At 35.1% G+C, this 17,918-nt stretch carries 19 protein-coding genes; 14 read left to right on the top strand and 5 right to left on the bottom strand.

What is annotated here, in order from left to right; genetic code table 11:
• Positions 1-2 precede the first annotated feature (2 nt).
• Complete coding sequence (locus tag H7F21_RS13395; protein WP_185789807.1) at positions 3-803, bottom strand: polysaccharide biosynthesis/export family protein; 801 nt, start codon at positions 801-803, stop codon at positions 3-5.
• A gap of 102 nt (positions 804-905) precedes the next feature.
• On the opposite strand from H7F21_RS13395, the gene H7F21_RS13390 reads away from it, so the two are divergent.
• The 13 genes from H7F21_RS13390 to H7F21_RS13330 all read left to right on the top strand — a co-directional run bounded on the left by H7F21_RS13390 (position 906) and on the right by H7F21_RS13330 (position 13,558).
• Complete coding sequence (locus H7F21_RS13390) at positions 906-2,768, top strand: ATP-binding cassette domain-containing protein (RefSeq protein WP_185789983.1); 1,863 nt, start codon at positions 906-908, stop codon at positions 2,766-2,768.
• Positions 2,769-3,539, top strand: coding sequence for an O-methyltransferase (locus H7F21_RS13385; protein ID WP_185789806.1), 771 nt, complete (start codon positions 2,769-2,771; stop codon positions 3,537-3,539). It begins immediately after the preceding gene.
• 89 nt (positions 3,540-3,628) lie between these two features.
• Positions 3,629-4,321, top strand: a complete 693-nt coding sequence (locus H7F21_RS13380; protein ID WP_185789805.1) for an ABC transporter ATP-binding protein — start codon at positions 3,629-3,631, stop codon at positions 4,319-4,321.
• A gap of 96 nt (positions 4,322-4,417) precedes the next feature.
• Positions 4,418-4,993, top strand: coding sequence for a cob(I)yrinic acid a,c-diamide adenosyltransferase (locus H7F21_RS13375; protein ID WP_185789804.1), 576 nt, complete (start codon positions 4,418-4,420; stop codon positions 4,991-4,993).
• Positions 4,994-5,155: 162 nt separating this feature from the next.
• Positions 5,156-5,377 carry a DUF2795 domain-containing protein gene (locus H7F21_RS13370; protein ID WP_008272287.1) on the top strand — a complete coding sequence of 74 codons (222 nt, stop codon included), beginning with the start codon at positions 5,156-5,158 and terminating at the stop codon, positions 5,375-5,377.
• 167 nt (positions 5,378-5,544) lie between these two features.
• Positions 5,545-8,901 carry a preprotein translocase subunit SecA gene (secA, locus tag H7F21_RS13365; protein WP_185789803.1) on the top strand — a complete coding sequence of 1,119 codons (3,357 nt, stop codon included), beginning with the start codon at positions 5,545-5,547 and terminating at the stop codon, positions 8,899-8,901.
• A 125-nt stretch (positions 8,902-9,026) separates the two neighbouring features.
• A complete protein-coding gene (locus H7F21_RS13360; RefSeq protein WP_185789802.1) occupies positions 9,027-9,572 on the top strand; it encodes a hypothetical protein in 546 nt (181 codons plus the stop codon).
• A 217-nt stretch (positions 9,573-9,789) separates the two neighbouring features.
• Positions 9,790-10,470: a hypothetical protein gene (locus H7F21_RS13355; RefSeq protein ID WP_185789801.1), complete on the top strand. Its 681-nt coding sequence runs from the start codon at positions 9,790-9,792 to the stop codon at positions 10,468-10,470.
• 126 nt (positions 10,471-10,596) lie between these two features.
• Complete coding sequence (locus H7F21_RS13350) at positions 10,597-11,112, top strand: hypothetical protein (protein ID WP_185789800.1); 516 nt, start codon at positions 10,597-10,599, stop codon at positions 11,110-11,112.
• A 62-nt stretch (positions 11,113-11,174) separates the two neighbouring features.
• On the top strand, positions 11,175-11,861 hold the full coding sequence (locus H7F21_RS13345; protein ID WP_185789799.1) for a DUF6624 domain-containing protein: 687 nt from the start codon (positions 11,175-11,177) through the stop codon (positions 11,859-11,861).
• 128 nt (positions 11,862-11,989) lie between these two features.
• Complete coding sequence (locus tag H7F21_RS13340; protein WP_185789798.1) at positions 11,990-12,532, top strand: hypothetical protein; 543 nt, start codon at positions 11,990-11,992, stop codon at positions 12,530-12,532.
• 86 nt (positions 12,533-12,618) lie between these two features.
• Complete coding sequence (locus tag H7F21_RS13335) at positions 12,619-13,026, top strand: hypothetical protein (RefSeq protein ID WP_185789797.1); 408 nt, start codon at positions 12,619-12,621, stop codon at positions 13,024-13,026.
• Between the two features lie 13 nt (positions 13,027-13,039).
• Positions 13,040-13,558: a nuclear transport factor 2 family protein gene (locus H7F21_RS13330; RefSeq protein ID WP_185789796.1), complete on the top strand. Its 519-nt coding sequence runs from the start codon at positions 13,040-13,042 to the stop codon at positions 13,556-13,558.
• Here H7F21_RS13330 and H7F21_RS13325 read toward each other — a convergent pair.
• From H7F21_RS13325 to H7F21_RS13310, 4 genes are all read right to left on the bottom strand, one after another.
• On the bottom strand, positions 13,555-14,241 hold the full coding sequence (locus tag H7F21_RS13325) for a peptidoglycan DD-metalloendopeptidase family protein (RefSeq protein ID WP_185789795.1): 687 nt from the start codon (positions 14,239-14,241) through the stop codon (positions 13,555-13,557). The genes H7F21_RS13330 and H7F21_RS13325 overlap by 4 nt on opposite strands.
• A gap of 121 nt (positions 14,242-14,362) precedes the next feature.
• Positions 14,363-15,979 (bottom strand): hypothetical protein, encoded by a 1,617-nt coding sequence (locus tag H7F21_RS13320; RefSeq protein ID WP_185789794.1) that lies wholly within the window; start codon positions 15,977-15,979, stop codon positions 14,363-14,365.
• 53 nt (positions 15,980-16,032) lie between these two features.
• The gene (locus tag H7F21_RS13315) at positions 16,033-16,605 is read right to left on the bottom strand and encodes a hypothetical protein (RefSeq protein ID WP_185789793.1); all 573 of its coding nucleotides are present in this window, start codon (positions 16,603-16,605) and stop codon (positions 16,033-16,035) included.
• Positions 16,589-17,086, bottom strand: a complete 498-nt coding sequence (locus H7F21_RS13310) for an RNA polymerase sigma factor (protein WP_221892479.1) — start codon at positions 17,084-17,086, stop codon at positions 16,589-16,591. The genes H7F21_RS13315 and H7F21_RS13310 overlap by 17 nt, the downstream gene beginning before the upstream one ends.
• 255 nt (positions 17,087-17,341) lie before the next feature.
• Here H7F21_RS13310 and H7F21_RS13305 point away from each other — a divergent pair, with 255 nt between their 5' ends.
• On the top strand, positions 17,342-17,908 hold the full coding sequence (locus H7F21_RS13305) for a DUF2911 domain-containing protein (RefSeq protein WP_185789792.1): 567 nt from the start codon (positions 17,342-17,344) through the stop codon (positions 17,906-17,908).
• The last annotated feature ends 10 nt before the right edge of the window (positions 17,909-17,918 follow it).

The raw sequence follows: 17,918 nt of genomic DNA, 5'->3' as shown, positions 1-17,918 counted from the left end.
TTTTATAATCTATCAACAAGTAAAAAAGTAGTCGTCACAAAGGTTAAAACCGAAACCAAAGTAGTAATCGTTTGTGCTCCTGTGGCACCCGTTCCCCATGATTTTTGCTTTAAAGGCTTTACATATATCATATCATTATGCTGAATATAATAATATGGTGAATTCATAATATTAACATCTGTTAAATCCACATGATGTATTTTCTGGCCTTGGGGATACTGTCTTATGACTAAAACATCCTTACGATTACCAGTTAAAACAATATCACCAGAGTTAGCTATAGCTTCAAAAATATTAACGCGATCTTGAAAAAGAACTTTAGTTCCAGGATTAGCAACTTCTCCATTTGTCACATATCTTAGGCCAGCCAGCTTAACAGTGACAAAAATATTTGCTGTCTTCCTAAACTGTTCTTTAAGCAGTTTGGTTTCGATCATATTCTGTATTTCCTCAGTCGTATAACCCAATACATTGATATTTCCCAATATAGGAATACGAATATTTCCGTGCAGATCTACAGTGAAACCATCAAAGTAAGCGCGTTCCTGACTATTGGCATTTAAATTTTCATTTCCAATAGGATTAAATATTGAAACCAATTCTTGATCTAATGCTTTCACACGAATATTTAAAATATCATTGATCTGAACACGATAAGGTTTATGAACTTCCGACAAATTATTAGAGATAGTGTCATTAAGGGAATTCTCTTTATTCTGCAAATAAATAGTGTCTTTGTGAGGGATACAAGAAGAGACAACAATGCAACTAAGTGCAATAATCAAAAGCTTAATGCTTCTCATAGATAAAAATGGATGTTTACAGACAAATATAATGTATCACTAGCAATAACAAAACTATTAGGTTTCTTTTTGGTTTATTTCGTTCTTTGTAAAAAATTCAGTGTGAATTACCTCAATGTAGAAAATATATCTAAGTCTTATGGAGAACTTGTACTCTTTAAGAATTTATCCTTCAGTATTCATAAAGATCAGAAGATTGCTTTCGTCGCTAAAAATGGAAGTGGTAAAACCTCTATACTAAATATTTTATCAGGAAAAGACACGACAGATGAAGGACAAATTGTTGTTAGAAAAGGTCTGCGCTTAGCTTTCTTGGATCAAGAGCCAGACTTAGACCCTAAGCTTACTATTGAAGAAACAATCTTCGCATCAGATATCCCAATTTTAAAAACCATTGAAGCTTATGAAAGTGCATTAAAAAATCCCGAAGATATAGACGCTTATCAATCGGCTTTTGAAGCTATGGATAGCAACAATGCATGGGAATTTGAAACGCAATATCAACAAACTCTATCGCAATTAAAGTTAGATGATTTATCCATCAAAGTCAATACACTTTCTGGTGGACAAAAAAAACGATTAGCACTAGCCCAAGCCTTGTTGAGCAAACCTGATATTCTAATTTTAGATGAACCTACCAATCACCTTGATTTAGAAATGATTGAATGGTTAGAAGAGTACTTTGCAAAGACGCAACAAACGCTTTTCATGGTCACACACGATCGCTATTTCTTAGAACGTGTTTGTAATGAGATTATAGAACTTGATCATGGTCAGCTTTACACCTATAAAGGAAATTATTCTTATTACCTAGAAAAGAAAGAAGCCCGTATCGAAAATCAAGCTATAGAAACTGGTAAAGCAAAACAACTCTTTAAAAAAGAATTGGACTGGATGCGTCGCCAACCAAAAGCACGCACTACAAAATCCAAAAGCAGAATTGATGACTTTTTCGAAATAAAGAAAAAAGCACATCAAAGACGTACAGACCACCAAGTACAATTAGAAATTAACATGGAGCGTCTTGGAAGTAAGATTATAGAGTTTCATAATGTATCAAAAGCCTTTAAAAACAAAAAAATACTTGATGGTTTTGATTACACCTTTAAAAAAGGAGAACGTATTGGCGTCATTGGAAAAAACGGAACAGGTAAATCTACATTCCTAAATCTTCTTACAGGCAGTCTTCTTCCCGATGGCGGAAAGGTTGTTCTAGGCGAAACAGTAAAAATCGGTTATTACACACAAGGTGGTATCACAGTAAAACCAAACCAAAAGGTTATCGATGTTATTAGAGCTTATGGCGATTATATACCATTGGCCAAGGGACGGCAAATAAGTGCACAACAATTATTAGAGCGCTTTTTATTCGATAGAAAAAAGCAATATGATTTTGTTGAAAAACTAAGTGGTGGCGAACAAAAACGACTGTATTTATGTACCGTTTTAATTCAAAACCCTAATGTTTTAATATTGGATGAACCGACTAATGACTTAGACATAGTTACCTTAAATGTTCTAGAAAGTTTCTTAATGGATTTCCCGGGAGTTCTTTTGGTAGTTTCACACGACCGTTACTTTATGGACAAAATTGTAGATCACTTATTTGTATTTAGAGGAAATGGTGTGGTTGACGATTTCCCTGGTAACTACTCAGATTTTAGAGCTTACGATGGTAGTCAACCAAAACAAGTTCAAACCTCTACCAAGACAGAAAGCTCCGAAGCAACAAAGCAAAATGAAGCCTACAAATTATCTTATAATGAGCAGAAAGAATATAAAAATCTAGAATCTAAAATTCGGTCTTTAGAGCTGGACAAAAATGCACTGGAAAGCAGATTCAATAATCCTGAATTATCTCAAGATGACATCAATAAGCTATCTGACGAGCTTCAAATTATCATAGACACAATTGAAGAAAAAGAATTGAGATGGTTTGAATTAGCTGAAAAATTAGAGAGCTAAATGTATCAGGCAATAGCATACATAAAATTCCTTTTTGCTTCAACCAATCAGCATGGTGTACACTCACCATTTATTTTTGATTTTGTCACAAAATGTTTATACAATAAAGACAAATATAACGCATATAACAAGCTTAATAACTACCGAAATATCCTAAGACACTCAGATACTGTATTAGAAATTACGGATTTAGGTGAAGGTTCAAAAGTACTCTATTCAAAAAAACGTCGTGTTGCTAAAATGATACGTAACTCAAGCAGTACAGTAAAGGAATCAAAGCTACTTTTTAGAGTTATTCAATATTTTAGTTCCAAAACGATTTTAGAATTGGGCACTTCTTTAGGTATGGGAACATATGCCTTAGCTCTAGCCAATAACGATGCGAATATTCTCTCTATTGAGGGCTGCCCCAATACATCAGATTTTGCAAAATCTAAATTCGAACAGTTGGAAATCAAAAACGTAACTTTTGTAAAAGGTGATTTTACATCGATAATTCCATCATTAAGAGAAAATAAATTTGATTTTATTTTCTTTGACGGGCACCATAACAAAGATGCTACTATTAAATATTTTGAATCCCTTTTATCAAAAGTTCATAATGAAACTGTTTTTGTCTTTGATGACATCTACTGGTCTGAAGGTATGTCTGAGGCTTGGGCATATATTAAAGCCCATACCGCTGTAACCGTAACAGTAGATTGTTTCCATTTGGGCTTTGTATTTTTCAGAAAAGAGCAAGGCAAAGAACATTTTAAAATAAGGGTGTAACAAGCTCGCAACTTTAACGTCTTATTAGCGAACCAATTTTTAAATTCTTTTATCTTGCAAAGGATTTTTACAACCAACATCTGTAAATTATGAGTGACAACGTCATTGAGATTAGAGGTATCATTAGAGATTTTAAATTAGGACAAGAGACAGTCCACGTGTTAAAAGGTATTGATCTAGACATTAAAAGAGGAGAATATGTGGCTATCATGGGACCATCGGGTTCTGGTAAATCTACCTTAATGAATCTATTAGGTTGTTTAGATACGCCTACTGCTGGTTCCTATAATCTGAATGGAAAAGATGTTAGCCAGATGTCAGATGATGAGCTTGCAGACATAAGAAATACAGAAATTGGTTTCGTTTTTCAGACCTTTAATTTGCTGCCAAGAACTACAGCTTTAGATAATGTGGCCTTACCAATGGTATATGCTGGTGCTTCAAAAAAACAGCGTAATGATAGAGCTTCAGAAGTATTAACCGATGTTGGTTTAGCCGATCGTATGGATCACAAGCCTAATCAACTTTCTGGTGGACAGAGACAACGGGTTGCTGTGGGCCGTGCCTTGGTTAACAAGCCATCAATAATTCTGGCCGATGAGCCAACAGGGAATCTAGATTCTAAAACAGGTACCGAAATCATGGCGCTCTTTGATGAAATCCATGCTGTAGGTAACACTGTTATTATGGTAACGCATGAGGAAGATATTGCTGCTCACGCCAAACGTGTTATTCGCTTAAGAGATGGTATCGTTGAGAGTGACACATTTAATAATCAGTGAAACTACTAAATATCCAATCGTCTAAAGATCTGACCATCCATGTAATTCAACTTCAAACTGTTTTACTTTACAACTTTTAACTTGTAACTTTGTTTTATGAAAGTATATACAAAAACAGGTGATAAAGGTACTACTGCTCTTTTTGGTGGTACACGCGTACCAAAACATCATATAAGGATAGAAAGTTACGGCACAATAGATGAATTGAACTCTCACATTGGACTAATAAGAGATCAAGATATCAACCAATTATATAAGAATACCTTGATGCATATTCAAGATCGTCTGTTTACTGTTGGTGCTATTTTGGCGACTGACCCAGAAAAAGCAACACTAAAAAACGGTAAAGCAAGGTTGAACATTCCTAAAATTTCTAATGAAGATATAGAACGTCTCGAGAAAGAAATGGATGCTATGGAAGCTAGTCTTCCGCCAATGACGCATTTTGTGTTACCCGGAGGACATCAAACGGTGTCATTCTGTCACATAGCTCGTACAGTATGCCGCAGAGCCGAACGCTTAGCCTCGCATCTTAATGATTTAGAGCCCTTTCAGCCTGAAACACTAATGTATATAAATCGCCTTTCTGACTACCTTTTTGTATTGGCACGGAAGTTGTCACATGATTTGCAAGCAGAAGAGATTAAGTGGATTCCTCAAAAAGAATCGTGACACATTAAGTGCTTTTGCTTTTAGACCTTAGATAATGCAATATCTAGGTTTAATTAGGTTGAAGATTACACGTTCTTTTTATTAATGAATAATTAATTTAATTTTTTCTTGAATTATTCAGCTAAAAAATTATTTTTGCAAAAATTAAAATTACAAACGCAAATGTATTGGACATTAGAATTAGCATCGTATTTAAGTGATGCACCTTGGCCAGCAACAAAAGACGAACTTATCGATTATGCGATTAGAACAGGTGCGCCTTTAGAAGTTGTAGAAAATTTACAAGCGATAGAAGATGAAGGTGATTCCTACGACTCTATTGAAGAAATTTGGCCAGACTATCCAACTGATGAAGATTACCTCTGGAACGAGGACGAATATTAACATATAATATTATCACAAAAAAGTCTCTTGCGTTATCTTAACTGAGAGACTTTTTTTATTTTCGGATTCCTTAAAATCGGGAAACGTTTATGGCTTTATTAGCCAACCATTTTTATTGAAATTAATACACAGTTTGACACCAGTCAATCTGTTACAAAATATTGACCATGGGTATACTAGATAAAGTACTTAAAGTTTTTGTTGGAGATAAATCCAAACAAGACGTTAGCGCTATACAACCAATTGTAAACCAAATAAAAGCTTTTGAGCAAGCACTTGAAGCTTTATCACATGATGAGCTTAGGGCAAAGACGGCCGAGTTTAAAGAAAAAATTGCTGAAGCTAGAAAACCACTACTCGAAAAGCAAAGTGAATTATTAGCAACAGCAGAAGAAACAGAGGATATTGATGAGCGCGAGGACATCTATGTAGAAGCAGATAAAATCGAAGACGATATCTATGAAGTTACCGAAAGTGTTCTAAACGATATTTTACCAGAAGCCTTTGCTGTTGTAAAAGAAACCGCTAAACGTTTTGTGCACAACATAGAAATTCCTGTGACGGCGAATGCATTCGACAGAGAAGTTTCAGGTGCAAAGGATTATGTCACTTTAGATGGCGACAAAGCCGTTTGGGCAAATTCTTGGGATGCAGCAGGTAAGCCTATCACCTGGGATATGATTCACTATGATGTTCAACTCATAGGTGGTATTGCCATGCACCAGGGTAAAATTGCCGAGATGCAAACGGGTGAAGGTAAAACCCTTGTGGCAACTTTACCCGTATATCTAAACGCACTTGCCGGAAAAGGTGTTCACCTCGTAACGGTGAACGATTACTTGGCAAAACGTGATAGTGCTTGGATGGCACCAATATTTGAGTTCCATGGTATGAGTATCGATTGTATTGATTACCATACACCAAATTCTGATGCACGTCGTAAAGCTTATAATGCAGATATTACTTACGGAACCAATAATGAATTTGGTTTTGATTATTTGCGTGATAATATGGCGCATTCACCAGAAGACTTGGTGCAACGTCGCCATCACTATGCGATTGTGGATGAGGTGGACTCGGTATTAGTGGATGATGCGCGTACACCATTGATTATTTCAGGACCTATTCCAAAAGGAGACGAACATGAGTTTGATGCCTTAAAACCAAAAGTTGAACAAATTGAAGCCGTTCAACGTAAATATTTGGTCGGTGTTTTGGCAGAAGCTAAGAAATTGATTGCTGAAAGAGATACCAAAGAAGGTGGTTTTAGATTACTGCAGGTTTACAGAGGTATTCCAAAGAACAAAGCCCTCATAAAGTTTTTGAGTGAAGAAGGTATAAAGCAACTACTCCAAAAAACTGAAAACTTTTACATGCAAGATAATAATAGAGAAATGCCAAAAGTAGATGCGGATCTTTATTATGTTATTGATGAAAAAAACAATCAGGTGGAACTGTCCGATAAAGGTGTAGAATTCCTCTCAGGTAAGGACGATCCTAACTTCTTCGTAATGCCTGAAATGGGAACTGAAATTGCCAAGATTGAATCCCAAGGCTTATCTTCTGAAGAGGAGGCTAATCTTAAAGAAGACTTATTTAGAGACTTCGGAATTAAATCTGAACGTATCCATACCCTTAACCAATTACTTAAAGCATACGCACTTTTTGAAAAAGATGTGCAGTACGTGGTCATGGAGAACAAAGTAATGATTGTCGATGAACAGACTGGTCGTATTATGGATGGCCGTCGTTATTCTGACGGATTACATCAGGCGATTGAAGCTAAGGAAAATGTAAAGATTGAGGCAGCAACACAGACCTTTGCTACTGTAACATTACAGAATTACTTTAGAATGTATCGCAAACTTTCTGGTATGACAGGTACTGCGGTAACTGAAGCTGGTGAATTCTGGGAAATCTATAAATTGGATGTTGTAGAAATTCCTACCAACAGACCAATTGCTAGAGATGACAGAGAAGATTTAGTTTATAAAACAAAGCGCGAAAAATACAACGCCGTTATTGATGAAGTTGTGGAATTATCCAATGCAGGGCGACCTGTATTGATCGGTACAACTAACGTTGAAATTTCCGAGCTTTTAGGTAAGATGTTAAGTATTCGTAAGATTCCACATAATGTCTTAAATGCTAAGCAGCATAAAAAAGAAGCAGAGATTGTTGCCGAAGCTGGTAATGCCGGTCAGGTAACTATTGCTACCAACATGGCAGGTCGTGGTACTGATATTAAGCTAAGTGACGAGGTAAAAGAAGCTGGTGGTTTAGCCATCGTTGGTACGGAACGTCACGATTCAAGACGAGTCGACAGACAATTACGTGGTAGAGCTGGTCGTCAAGGAGATCCGGGAAGTTCTCAGTTCTATGTGTCCTTAGAAGATAACCTTATGCGTTTGTTTGGTAGTGAGCGTATTGCCAAGATGATGGATAGAATGGGGCTAAAAGAAGGTGAAGTAATTCAGCATTCCATGATTTCCAAGTCTATTGAACGCGCACAAAAGAAAGTTGAGGAAAATAACTTCGGTGTACGAAAGCGATTATTAGAATATGATGATGTCATGAACGCTCAGCGTGAAGTGGTATACAAACGTCGTCGTAATGCTTTGCATGGTGAACGTCTTCGTGTCGATTTAGCAAATATGATCTTTGATACCTCTGAAGGTATAGCGATGAATAATAAAGCGGCTAATGATTTTAAAAACTTCGAGTTTGAATTGATCCGTTACTTCTCCATGTCCTCTCCTGTTTCTGAAGAAGAATTTACAAAAATGGGAGAACAGGACATTGCTGGTGTTATTTATAAAGAAGCCTTTAAGCATTATCGTGAAAAAATGCAACGTGCTGCAGATTTGGCCTATCCAGTAATAGAAAATGTATATAATACACAACGTGATCGTTTTAAGCGTATCGTTGTGCCATTTACGGACGGTGTTAAGAATTTGCAAGTTGTTACCGATTTAGAGAAAGCATACGAATCTAAAGGTACACAGTTAATCAATGATTTTGAAAAAAATATTACACTGGCTATAGTAGATGATGCCTGGAAAACACATTTACGTAAAATGGATGAATTAAAACAATCTGTACAATTAGCGGTACATGAGCAAAAAGATCCATTATTAATTTACAAGTTTGAGTCTTTTGAGCTTTTTAAAAGTATGATTGATCAAGTAAATAAAGATGTAATATCATTCTTGTTTAAAGGAGAGATTCCACAAGAAACGGCTAATAACATTCAAGAAGCAAAGCGTCGTAAGCAAGAAAAACTTGAAACGCAAAAAGATGAAATTCCAAATTTAGACGAGCGTTCTTCTCAAAGCAGAGCGGCTGGACAAGGTGCGTCTCGCCAACAGCAAGTAGTGGAAACCATTGTTAGGGAACAACCAAAAATTGGCCGTAACGATAGAGTGACGATTAAGCACGTTATGAGTGGCGAAAGTAAAGAGGTGAAGTATAAGCAAGCCATTCCTTTAATTGATAAAGGCGAATGGGTTTTGGTTAATGACTAAACATCCCTTTTTGTCATCCTAAACTTTTACACCGAGCATGTCGAAGTGTGTTTTAGAATTTAATAAAGCAACATAACTATTTAAATATCCTGATGTAAACCGTCAGGGTTTTTTTATTTTTAGATATGAAGTTATTAAAAACAAAACTAATTATTGTCGCCATTATTTGTACTTGCTGCTCTAATACACAAAACAATTCAATCACTAATCAATCAAAAGACAATAATGTTGTTTGTACGGAGAATGGTTGTAAAGGTACCTATCATGGTAAAGAATTTATTAAGAATAGTGATATAGCACATCAATTCTCCAATACCATGTCTGCTAAAGTAGGTGACCAATTAAAAGTATTGTATAAAACTGGGAACTATAGCAAAGTAGATTTTGCAAACATTGTAATGACCACAGAAGGTATGGGTTCTGGTACGGTAACATTCCATTTATCGATTCCATTTATAAAAGTCAACAAAAAATGCGAGGCTTATACATCTTTTGACCATGTTGGTGGTTGGAACCACGCTCCTGCTCTAAAAGAGCGTAAAATACAACTCAAAGATGCTGTAATGAAAGGTCATAAATTAGACATCAGTGACCTAAAAACCACAAAACAAGGTCTACAAGAATATTGGATACAATGGAAAAACAAAGTTACTCAGGCAGAATGTGAGTAGTAGTAGTAGTAGTAGTAGTAGTAGTAGTAGTAGTAGTAGTAGTAGGCTGTTGTTCTAAATACGTACATCTCTCACTCGAACGAATAATTTGGTAAAAAATAGTGTTATCGTGAACTCTTTTCAGAATATAAAATTCAAATTAGTATCAAAAACGAAAGAGTGCTTGGTTTTTCGTAATTTTAAAAGGACATATTCACCAAACAATACATAAAACTATATGAAGCTACATATTTTAGCCATTGTCTTTACAGGAATTTTGATTTCTTGTAACTCTTCAGATAAAACAACAACTATTAAAGAAGAATCTCCTGATACAGAAACAATAGTCGCCAATGAGTCAAACACCAAGGATAAACAACTAAAGCCTATTGATACAGATGAAGCCTTAATTGCAACTGCTTTAATGTCTGCTCCTGAAGAAAGCAGAGCAAACTGTAAAGTTATTGGTTATAACATGACCGGCGAATTTGTAACACTACGCGAGGGTGATAATCAATTTATTGTACTTGCAGATGACCCAAAAAAAGATGGTTTTAACGCTGCATGCTATCACAAAGACCTAGAACCGTTTATGGCTAGAGGACGGACCTTAAAAGCCGAGGGAAAGAATTATAAAGAGGTCTTTGATATCCGTGAAGCCGAAATGAAAGCAGGTAAACTTAAAATCCCAAATGGTGCAACGTTGCATATCTACTATGGTAAAAAAACAACATATGATCCAGAAACGTCAAAAGTTGAAGATGCGAGACTACGCTATGTCGTATATATGCCATGGGCAACTGCAGAATCTACTGGTTTACCAGAAAAACCGTATGCGGCAAATCACCCTTGGATTATGAACCCAGGAACACATCGTGCACATATTATGATTTCGCCTGTACCAGAAGATAAAGAATAGCCTTTACAAGCAAGCAAAAGGAATAACAATCAAAGCTCAGAGTTATTTATGATCTATTTTTCTTTTGCTAATTTTATCAAATATTAGTAGTAGCCAAATCAAATTGATTAAATATCATTATTATATATGTATAAGTTCCTAAGCAGACATGCATTAATTCTAGTACTCCTTTCATTTATTTCATATAATTGCGCAGCAAAAAAAGAATACTTTCTAAATACAAATAGCCTTAAGGATAAGACAGTAGTATTCACCTTGCAAGAAGCCACGAGTTATCAAAGAGTTAAGAAATTTGGCGAACATATTGGAGATTCTAAAAACCCAAATATTCATGAAGTGTTTTCAGAAGGAATTAAAGAATTAGCCCAAGAAACTAAAATTAACCTTATTTACTCACCTAGCTATGTGTTTCCCTCGGATTCAATAATCTCAGTTATGGTTTCTATAAAAAACATAAAATGGATATTTGAAGAACCTAAGGCATCGATGTATGTTGACATGGAATATACGTTGAAAGATAATACACTTAATATTACTGGCATTCATAAGTATAAAGTCTTTCTTGCGGGCACGAAATCAGGAAACCTTAAAAAAGCTCTAAAAGATGGAAACAAACAACTTCTATCTACTTTATGGCAATAAATAAGATTTATGTGTAGTCATAGAATTCAGTCCAACATCCTTTCTTTAACCTATTTGGAGTTATGAAATATAACGTCTCTTTATTACCAATTGCATTAGTATGCTTTTCAATTTTCGTTTCATCTTGTAAAGGCAAAGATGCTACCGAAACAGCACCGGAAAAATCTCAAAACTTAATCGCCATTTTAGATACAATTTGGCAAAAAGAGCAAATACCACTTCGCTTGAGAGATTCTGTAATGGCCATTTATGGTCCTGAATCTAAGGAAGCGGAAGTTTATCAAAACACGTACAGAAAAAATCATGCAACCAATATTATCAAAGTCAAAAATATTTTGGAAACATATGGATGGCCAGACTCTACCCAAATAGGCACACAGGGCAATCTAACCATTTGTAATGTTTTACAGCATACAGACCAAGACACAAGAGAACATTATATTCCTTTAATGAAGCAAGCAGTCTTAGATAAAAAACTGGAGCCTCGATTTTTAGTTCGAGCAGAAGATAGAATTGCCACCGATAAAGGTGAATTACAAATCTATGGCGGACAAATGAAATACTATCCAGAAACCAAAAGCTTCAACGTTTGGCCTGTTTACGACCCTATAAACATTGATAAAAGGCGTGCCGCAATCGGATTAGACTCCATTGGTATATTCCTGAAAAACAGATTTAATTTTGATTGGAATCTTGAAGAACAAATAAAACGATCTGAAGAATTTGAACGTCTAAGATCAAAGAATTAGTGAACTAATACGATTGGCTATTTTATAACTATAGTACTATGAAAATAGAATGTCAATTTAGAATGCTTTAAGCCATCAAACTTTTTTATTATATATTTACTTCTAGAACCTACTTAAAATTAGACATTATGAAACCCAAACTACCTTGCCTAATCGCCATGCTATTTGCATGTATATTAGTCTCTTGCTCTCCAGATGACGGTGATGGCATACCCAACGAAAATGCTGGTGAATTTATCATTAATGGTGAAAGCTATAATTTAGTTTCTGCCATTATCACTGACGAAAATACTTCAACCATCGACTCGAGTGAAATTAGTATCAGTTTGTTTAATAAGACAAGTGCTGAAATTACTGGCAATAGTGACCTAAGTGATATAAGCTATGTGTATTTCGAGATTGAAGATACTACCATTCAGAATACAACATACAGCCAAATTGAAGATTACGACGTCTCCATTAATAGCACCGTAATCGATAGTGAATTTAACCATGGTACTGTATTATTATCCGATGACAACCCGGAATCTGATATGTATGCACAATCAGCATCTATGACTGTAACCAACTTTACACAATTCAACATTGCATTTACTTTTACATTTACAAGAAATGACGGTCAAGTGATTTCTGGTAGTTATGACGGCCAATATTTTATGCCTAGTAATTGATTAAAGATCATATATAACTATGAATCCCGATATAAAACATCGGGATTTTTTTATTATCTTAAACCCACTAACTAATCTTTCTTGTCATGAAAAATGTATTAGCCACCATTGTTGGTCTTGTAGTTGCATCACTAACCGTTTATATTTTCGAATCCTTGATTGGGCACAATTTATTCCCACTGCCTGAAGATGCCAACCCTATGGACATGGAATGGATAAAAAATAATATGGATAAAATCCCTACGGGTTCAAAAATATTTGTCGTCATCGCACATTTTATAGGCATCATTGCAGGAATGTTCGTAGCTGCTAAAATTTCTAAAACAAGCCTTGTTCCATCCTATCTTGTTGGTTTCTTAATGGTAGCCATGACATTCTTTGTTATTTTCTCATTACCTAAAGAATTATGGTTTTCAATTTCTGATGGTCTATTTGTATTTATTGGTTTTCTTATTGGTACATCCTTGTCAAAAAAACAACTTATCACAACTTAAAACATAAATAGAAATGCTAAGAAAAATATGGGTTCCAATATTGCTAGTGGTTTTGTGTTATAGTCAAGCTAAGGCGCAAAACACGGATCATCTAACAGCTATTAATTCTGTTTGGGCAAAATTTTATAATGCCTTTGAAACTCTTGACTATACCTTAATGGCAGAAATTCATTCTAAAGACTTAGTGCGTGTATCTGGTGGTAATCGTATTTTGGATTATGATACTTACATAAATAATTACAAAGCGGGCTTTGAACGTGATAAAAAAGCTGGCCAAACCAGTAATATCTCATTACGCTTTTTTGAGCGTTTATGTGATGGAAATACATCAAGCGAACGTGGTATTTATAGACTAGTAAGAAATAAGGATACGGACAATGAGCAATCCTACTATGGGCAGTTTCATGTAATAATGAAAAAAATAGATGGTGAATGGAAAATTACAATGGACTATGACTCATCTGAAAGTGATACTATTGGTGAAGATGATTATAATAAAGCTTTTGCCATTGATGACTTTGATAAGTTTTAAAACAAACCTAAAAGCAGACCAGGATCTGGACAGTTCTCTTTATAAAACTCTAAATCGTGATGATTGCTTACACCAGGGTAATCACCCTCAAATTCTTGGATATCTTTTATAATTTGAAAATGTAAATGCGGTGGATAATCGCCATTAACCTCAGCAGTTCCAAGTGTTGCTATTTGTTGACCTTGCTTGATCTCTTTTCCAACTTTTAAGTCAACTAGAGACTCTAAACTTAGATGTCCATAGAGTGTGTAAAATTTATTATTTTCTAAATTATGCTCCAATATAATTGTTGGTCCATAATCACCATAATTAGTATTGTTCCTAAAACTGTGTATTTTGGCATCCAAAGGCGAAAAAATAGGTGCACTAGCTTCTATCCATAAATCTAATCCTAAATGGATATTGCGCTCTTCCTCTGGAGTATCTTGATTAAAATAGTCACTTCGCCGATAAATACTTCTTTGTTCTAGATAACCACCATAGGAAGCTTTGGCATTATGCTTTGCCATAAAATCCCATATAAAAACTTCTAGTGCTATTGATGATGATACGTTGACGCTCTTCAAATCAGAATTATTTACTGATAAGTCTAATGCGATATAATCTTCTTTGGACATTGAATCACCCAATAAAGGAAATGTACTAAGTGATTTTAAGAAAGCTTGAAATGATGAAAGGGACATTCAAATAAAATTTCCATAAAAATACGATTCTATTTTATGGAAAGTCGGAGAGGGAAATAGATTTTTAAATCTGGGAAGTAGAAATAAGTTGAGAATTAGGGACTGATAGTAGAACGTAGTTTTAATTCATAATCACATTACTAAACTTAGCATTAACAATGATATTTCTGGCAGAACTCTGTCCATTAGGATAATTTCTGATTGTTTTTTGGGACGTTACCTTATTATTGAATTTAGAACGACTACCCTTAAAATACATACTATAATCAACAGCTTTAGGCAGATTTATTAAAGCATCGCTATTCTCTAGAACCAAGTTTAAACTTTTAAAAGATTCTGCAAGGTTAGAAATAGTTAAATCTCCAAAACTGCCATCTATGATTCCTGTATCGCTTAGATTTTCAATATTGATATTAGAAGACTTTGAGTTTAAGACTAGATTCTTTGCACTCTTAATTTGTGCTCTGTCCACATAATTAAGATTTAAAGTTCCTAAATTCCAATTATTGATAACCACTGGAGAATAAGAAACATTAATGGAAGTGTCACTTCCATCAATGTTATCTGCTACCAAAAAGGCATGTGATATATCACCACTCATATCATATATAACAGAGGATAACTTAAGCTCGCCATGCCTAATATCTGTCTTTAGTTTAGCTCTTTTAGGGATTTTAATCTTAATCACCTTTTTTACCTTACTATTGCTACCGGACTCTAGTCGTCTTGCCAAAATAGATTCTCTTTTATCACGCATAGAGTTTCTTCGCTCTTCCATTTCTGCTCGTCGCTCTTTCATTGATTCAGCACGTTCTTCATATCGCTCTGCTATTTTTTCTTCACGTTCTGCCATGAGCTCTGCTCGCTTAGCACTTTTCTCTATAAGCACAGCTTGTTTTTCCATTTGTTTTCCAAAACGTTCGCCCCAAGCTTCCATTTTTTCAGCCCATTCTTCTCCAAATTTCTCACCAAACTCTTCGCCCCATTTTTCCATATCCTTTCCAAAACTCTCACCAAACTTCTCTCCCCATTTCTCCATATCCTTGGCCCATTTACCCTCAAAACGCTTTCCATATTCTTCTCCCCATTTTGCCATTTTTTCTTGGTAGCCAGATTCTGCAAACTTTCTTGCCCATGCTTCCATGCTTTCTTGTAACTCCTTACCGCCTTCTTTTTCGTACTTTTTACTCCATTCTGTCAAATACTTTTCGCCTTCTTTCTGATACTTGTCGTAATCAAAACTTATAGTATTAATACCTTCTGGTAATTCTGGTAATTCGGGAAATTCAGGCATCTCTGGCATCTCTGGCATTTCTGGAAAGCCTTCCAGGCTTGGTACGCTAGGCATGACTACAACTTGAGGTATTTCCGGTAAATCAGCTAGTTCAAACTCCAAATCTCTAAGTACAGTGGCATAGTCGTTCTCGCCAAACAAACCTATTGCTCTACCTCCTCTGGAAGAAATGGTAACTCTATCGTTAGAACCATCAACTTTAAGGTTCCATGCTTCAAGAGCACGCTCTAATTCTTCTTCTGACAATTTACTGCTTTCGATATAGGCTTCGACCTCAACGATATCCTTGTTCCAAGTACTTATTTCTATTTCAGCATAGCTCGTATTTAGGTCTACAATAACATCTTTGTTAACCTTAATAGACTGTGATGTTTTACTTAATTTTTTTTGTGCATAACCGAATGAGGTCACAAGGCACAACACTAAAATTCTAATTGTCTTCATGATTTTTTTTGATTTAACTGTTCGTTTTTTGATTTTTGATTTATAAATATTGATTAGATACTTTCTTCTTTAAAAGACTCATCATTAAATTCTTGTAATTTTTCCTTAAGACGCATGACCAAATTCAGCCTTAACTTTAAATTATCGATAAGGGCATCGAGCGTTTCTTCATTTGGCCCATTGTCATTGAGTTCCAAGGTTAACTTGTCATATTCCTCATTTAACTCTTTAAGGCGTTGCACATAACCATCGAATAACTCTTTATTCTCTGGTGTTAATTGCACTTTCGATAATTCTAAATTGATACTTGCCAAATAGTAGTCTTCTACTTTTTTCAAGTCCGGAGAAACATCTCCTAAGGTTTTTAAATCCTCGGTAGTTTCTGCGACATTCTTTTCTGGAATATCAATAGTTGGCTTGTTTAACATTTTGTAAGCACCAAAACTCAATCCTAATAGTATAACAACACTTGCTGCAATGTTCAAAAAGAAAAATCTGTTTGGCCTTTTCTTTTTAGGTAATGCTTCATCAAGTCTTTCTAAAAACCGTGCTTCATGACCCTGAGACATTTTGATATGCTGTTCCTTTGAATCCTCTTTAAATAAATTTCTAAGATCTTGTGCCATTTTTCTCTGTTTTTAATGCTAATTGCAATTTTTGTTTTCCTCTTGATAACTGTGTTCGTGATGCTACTTCAGAAATACTCAGGATTTCTGAAATTTCTTGGTGATCATAACCTTCAATTAAATAGAGCATTACCACATACCTATACTTTTCTGGCAAATCTTCGATTGCCATTTTCACATCATCCATAGTAATGCTATCATCCACCATCCAATCATTTTCATATTCCGTATCTACGAGGTTTAAATGATGTTCTTCGAGTTCAATCAAGCGTTGTTTCCTTGCTTTTAAAACATCAATACACTTGTTGATCACAATACGTTTTAACCATGCGCCAAAACTTACTTCAGCTTTATATTGCTCTAACTTTGTAAATGCTTTTATAAAAGCTTCTTGAACAATATCCTCCGCTTCCATTGTATCCTTAACAAACCGAAGCGCCACTATGAGCATGCCATTGCAATATTGATTATACAGTTGCATTTGAGCCTGTCTATCGTTCTGCTTGCATTTTTCAACAATATGAATTTGAAACGTGCTAATGATTAATTGGTTTTGGTTGATTCTATTCTAAAGACGACACAAAAAAGTCGGTGTTGCAAAAAATCTTGAATTTTTTCGACTTTTATAAGATTTGCTTAAAATTAAGCGTTTGAACTGTATAAATTTAGGGATTTGAATTATCTTTAAATTTTAAACTCAATTGAGAATCCAGAACCTTTCTAAGTTAAAATAACTATGCTAAAACGCCTCCTCATTTTTCTTTCCATCATTGCATTAGGCTTACTTTTATATTCCGTATTTGTTGAAAATATTTTCGCGCCTCGCTTAAGTCCAAAGGATACTGCAAAAATCTCACTCAATGACCTAGACTTAAAAGTAGAGTATAATAGACCCTCAAAACGTGATCGAATTGTCTTTGGTGCTTTAGTTCCTTTTGATAAAGTTTGGAGAACAGGTGCTAATGAAGCAACAACCTTTCAAACCAATCAAGATTTAATGGTAAATGGCATGCTCCTTAAAAAAGGAAAGTACACACTTTGGACAGTACCCATGGAAAACTCATGGAAAGTCATGTTTAATTCCAAGCAATATCAATGGGGTGTTAACGAAAAAATGGAACCGATGTGGGATCCGAATTATGATGCTGTTGAAATTGAAGTGACTGCTCAACAGCTTGATGAAACCGTTGAACAGTTTACCATTGCCTTTGACAATAAACTTGGAACTTTAAAATTAACCATGGCATGGGATCAAACTTTAATTGAAATTCCTCTTAAGGTAAATTCAAGCAACAAATCGTAACAGCAACACA

It is taken from the genome of Winogradskyella flava, from assembly GCF_014243395.1.
Lineage (GTDB): Bacteria > Bacteroidota > Bacteroidia > Flavobacteriales > Flavobacteriaceae > Winogradskyella > Winogradskyella flava.
Note: the sequence above shows the minus strand (reverse complement) of the source record. Positions and strands in the feature narration are given on the sequence as shown.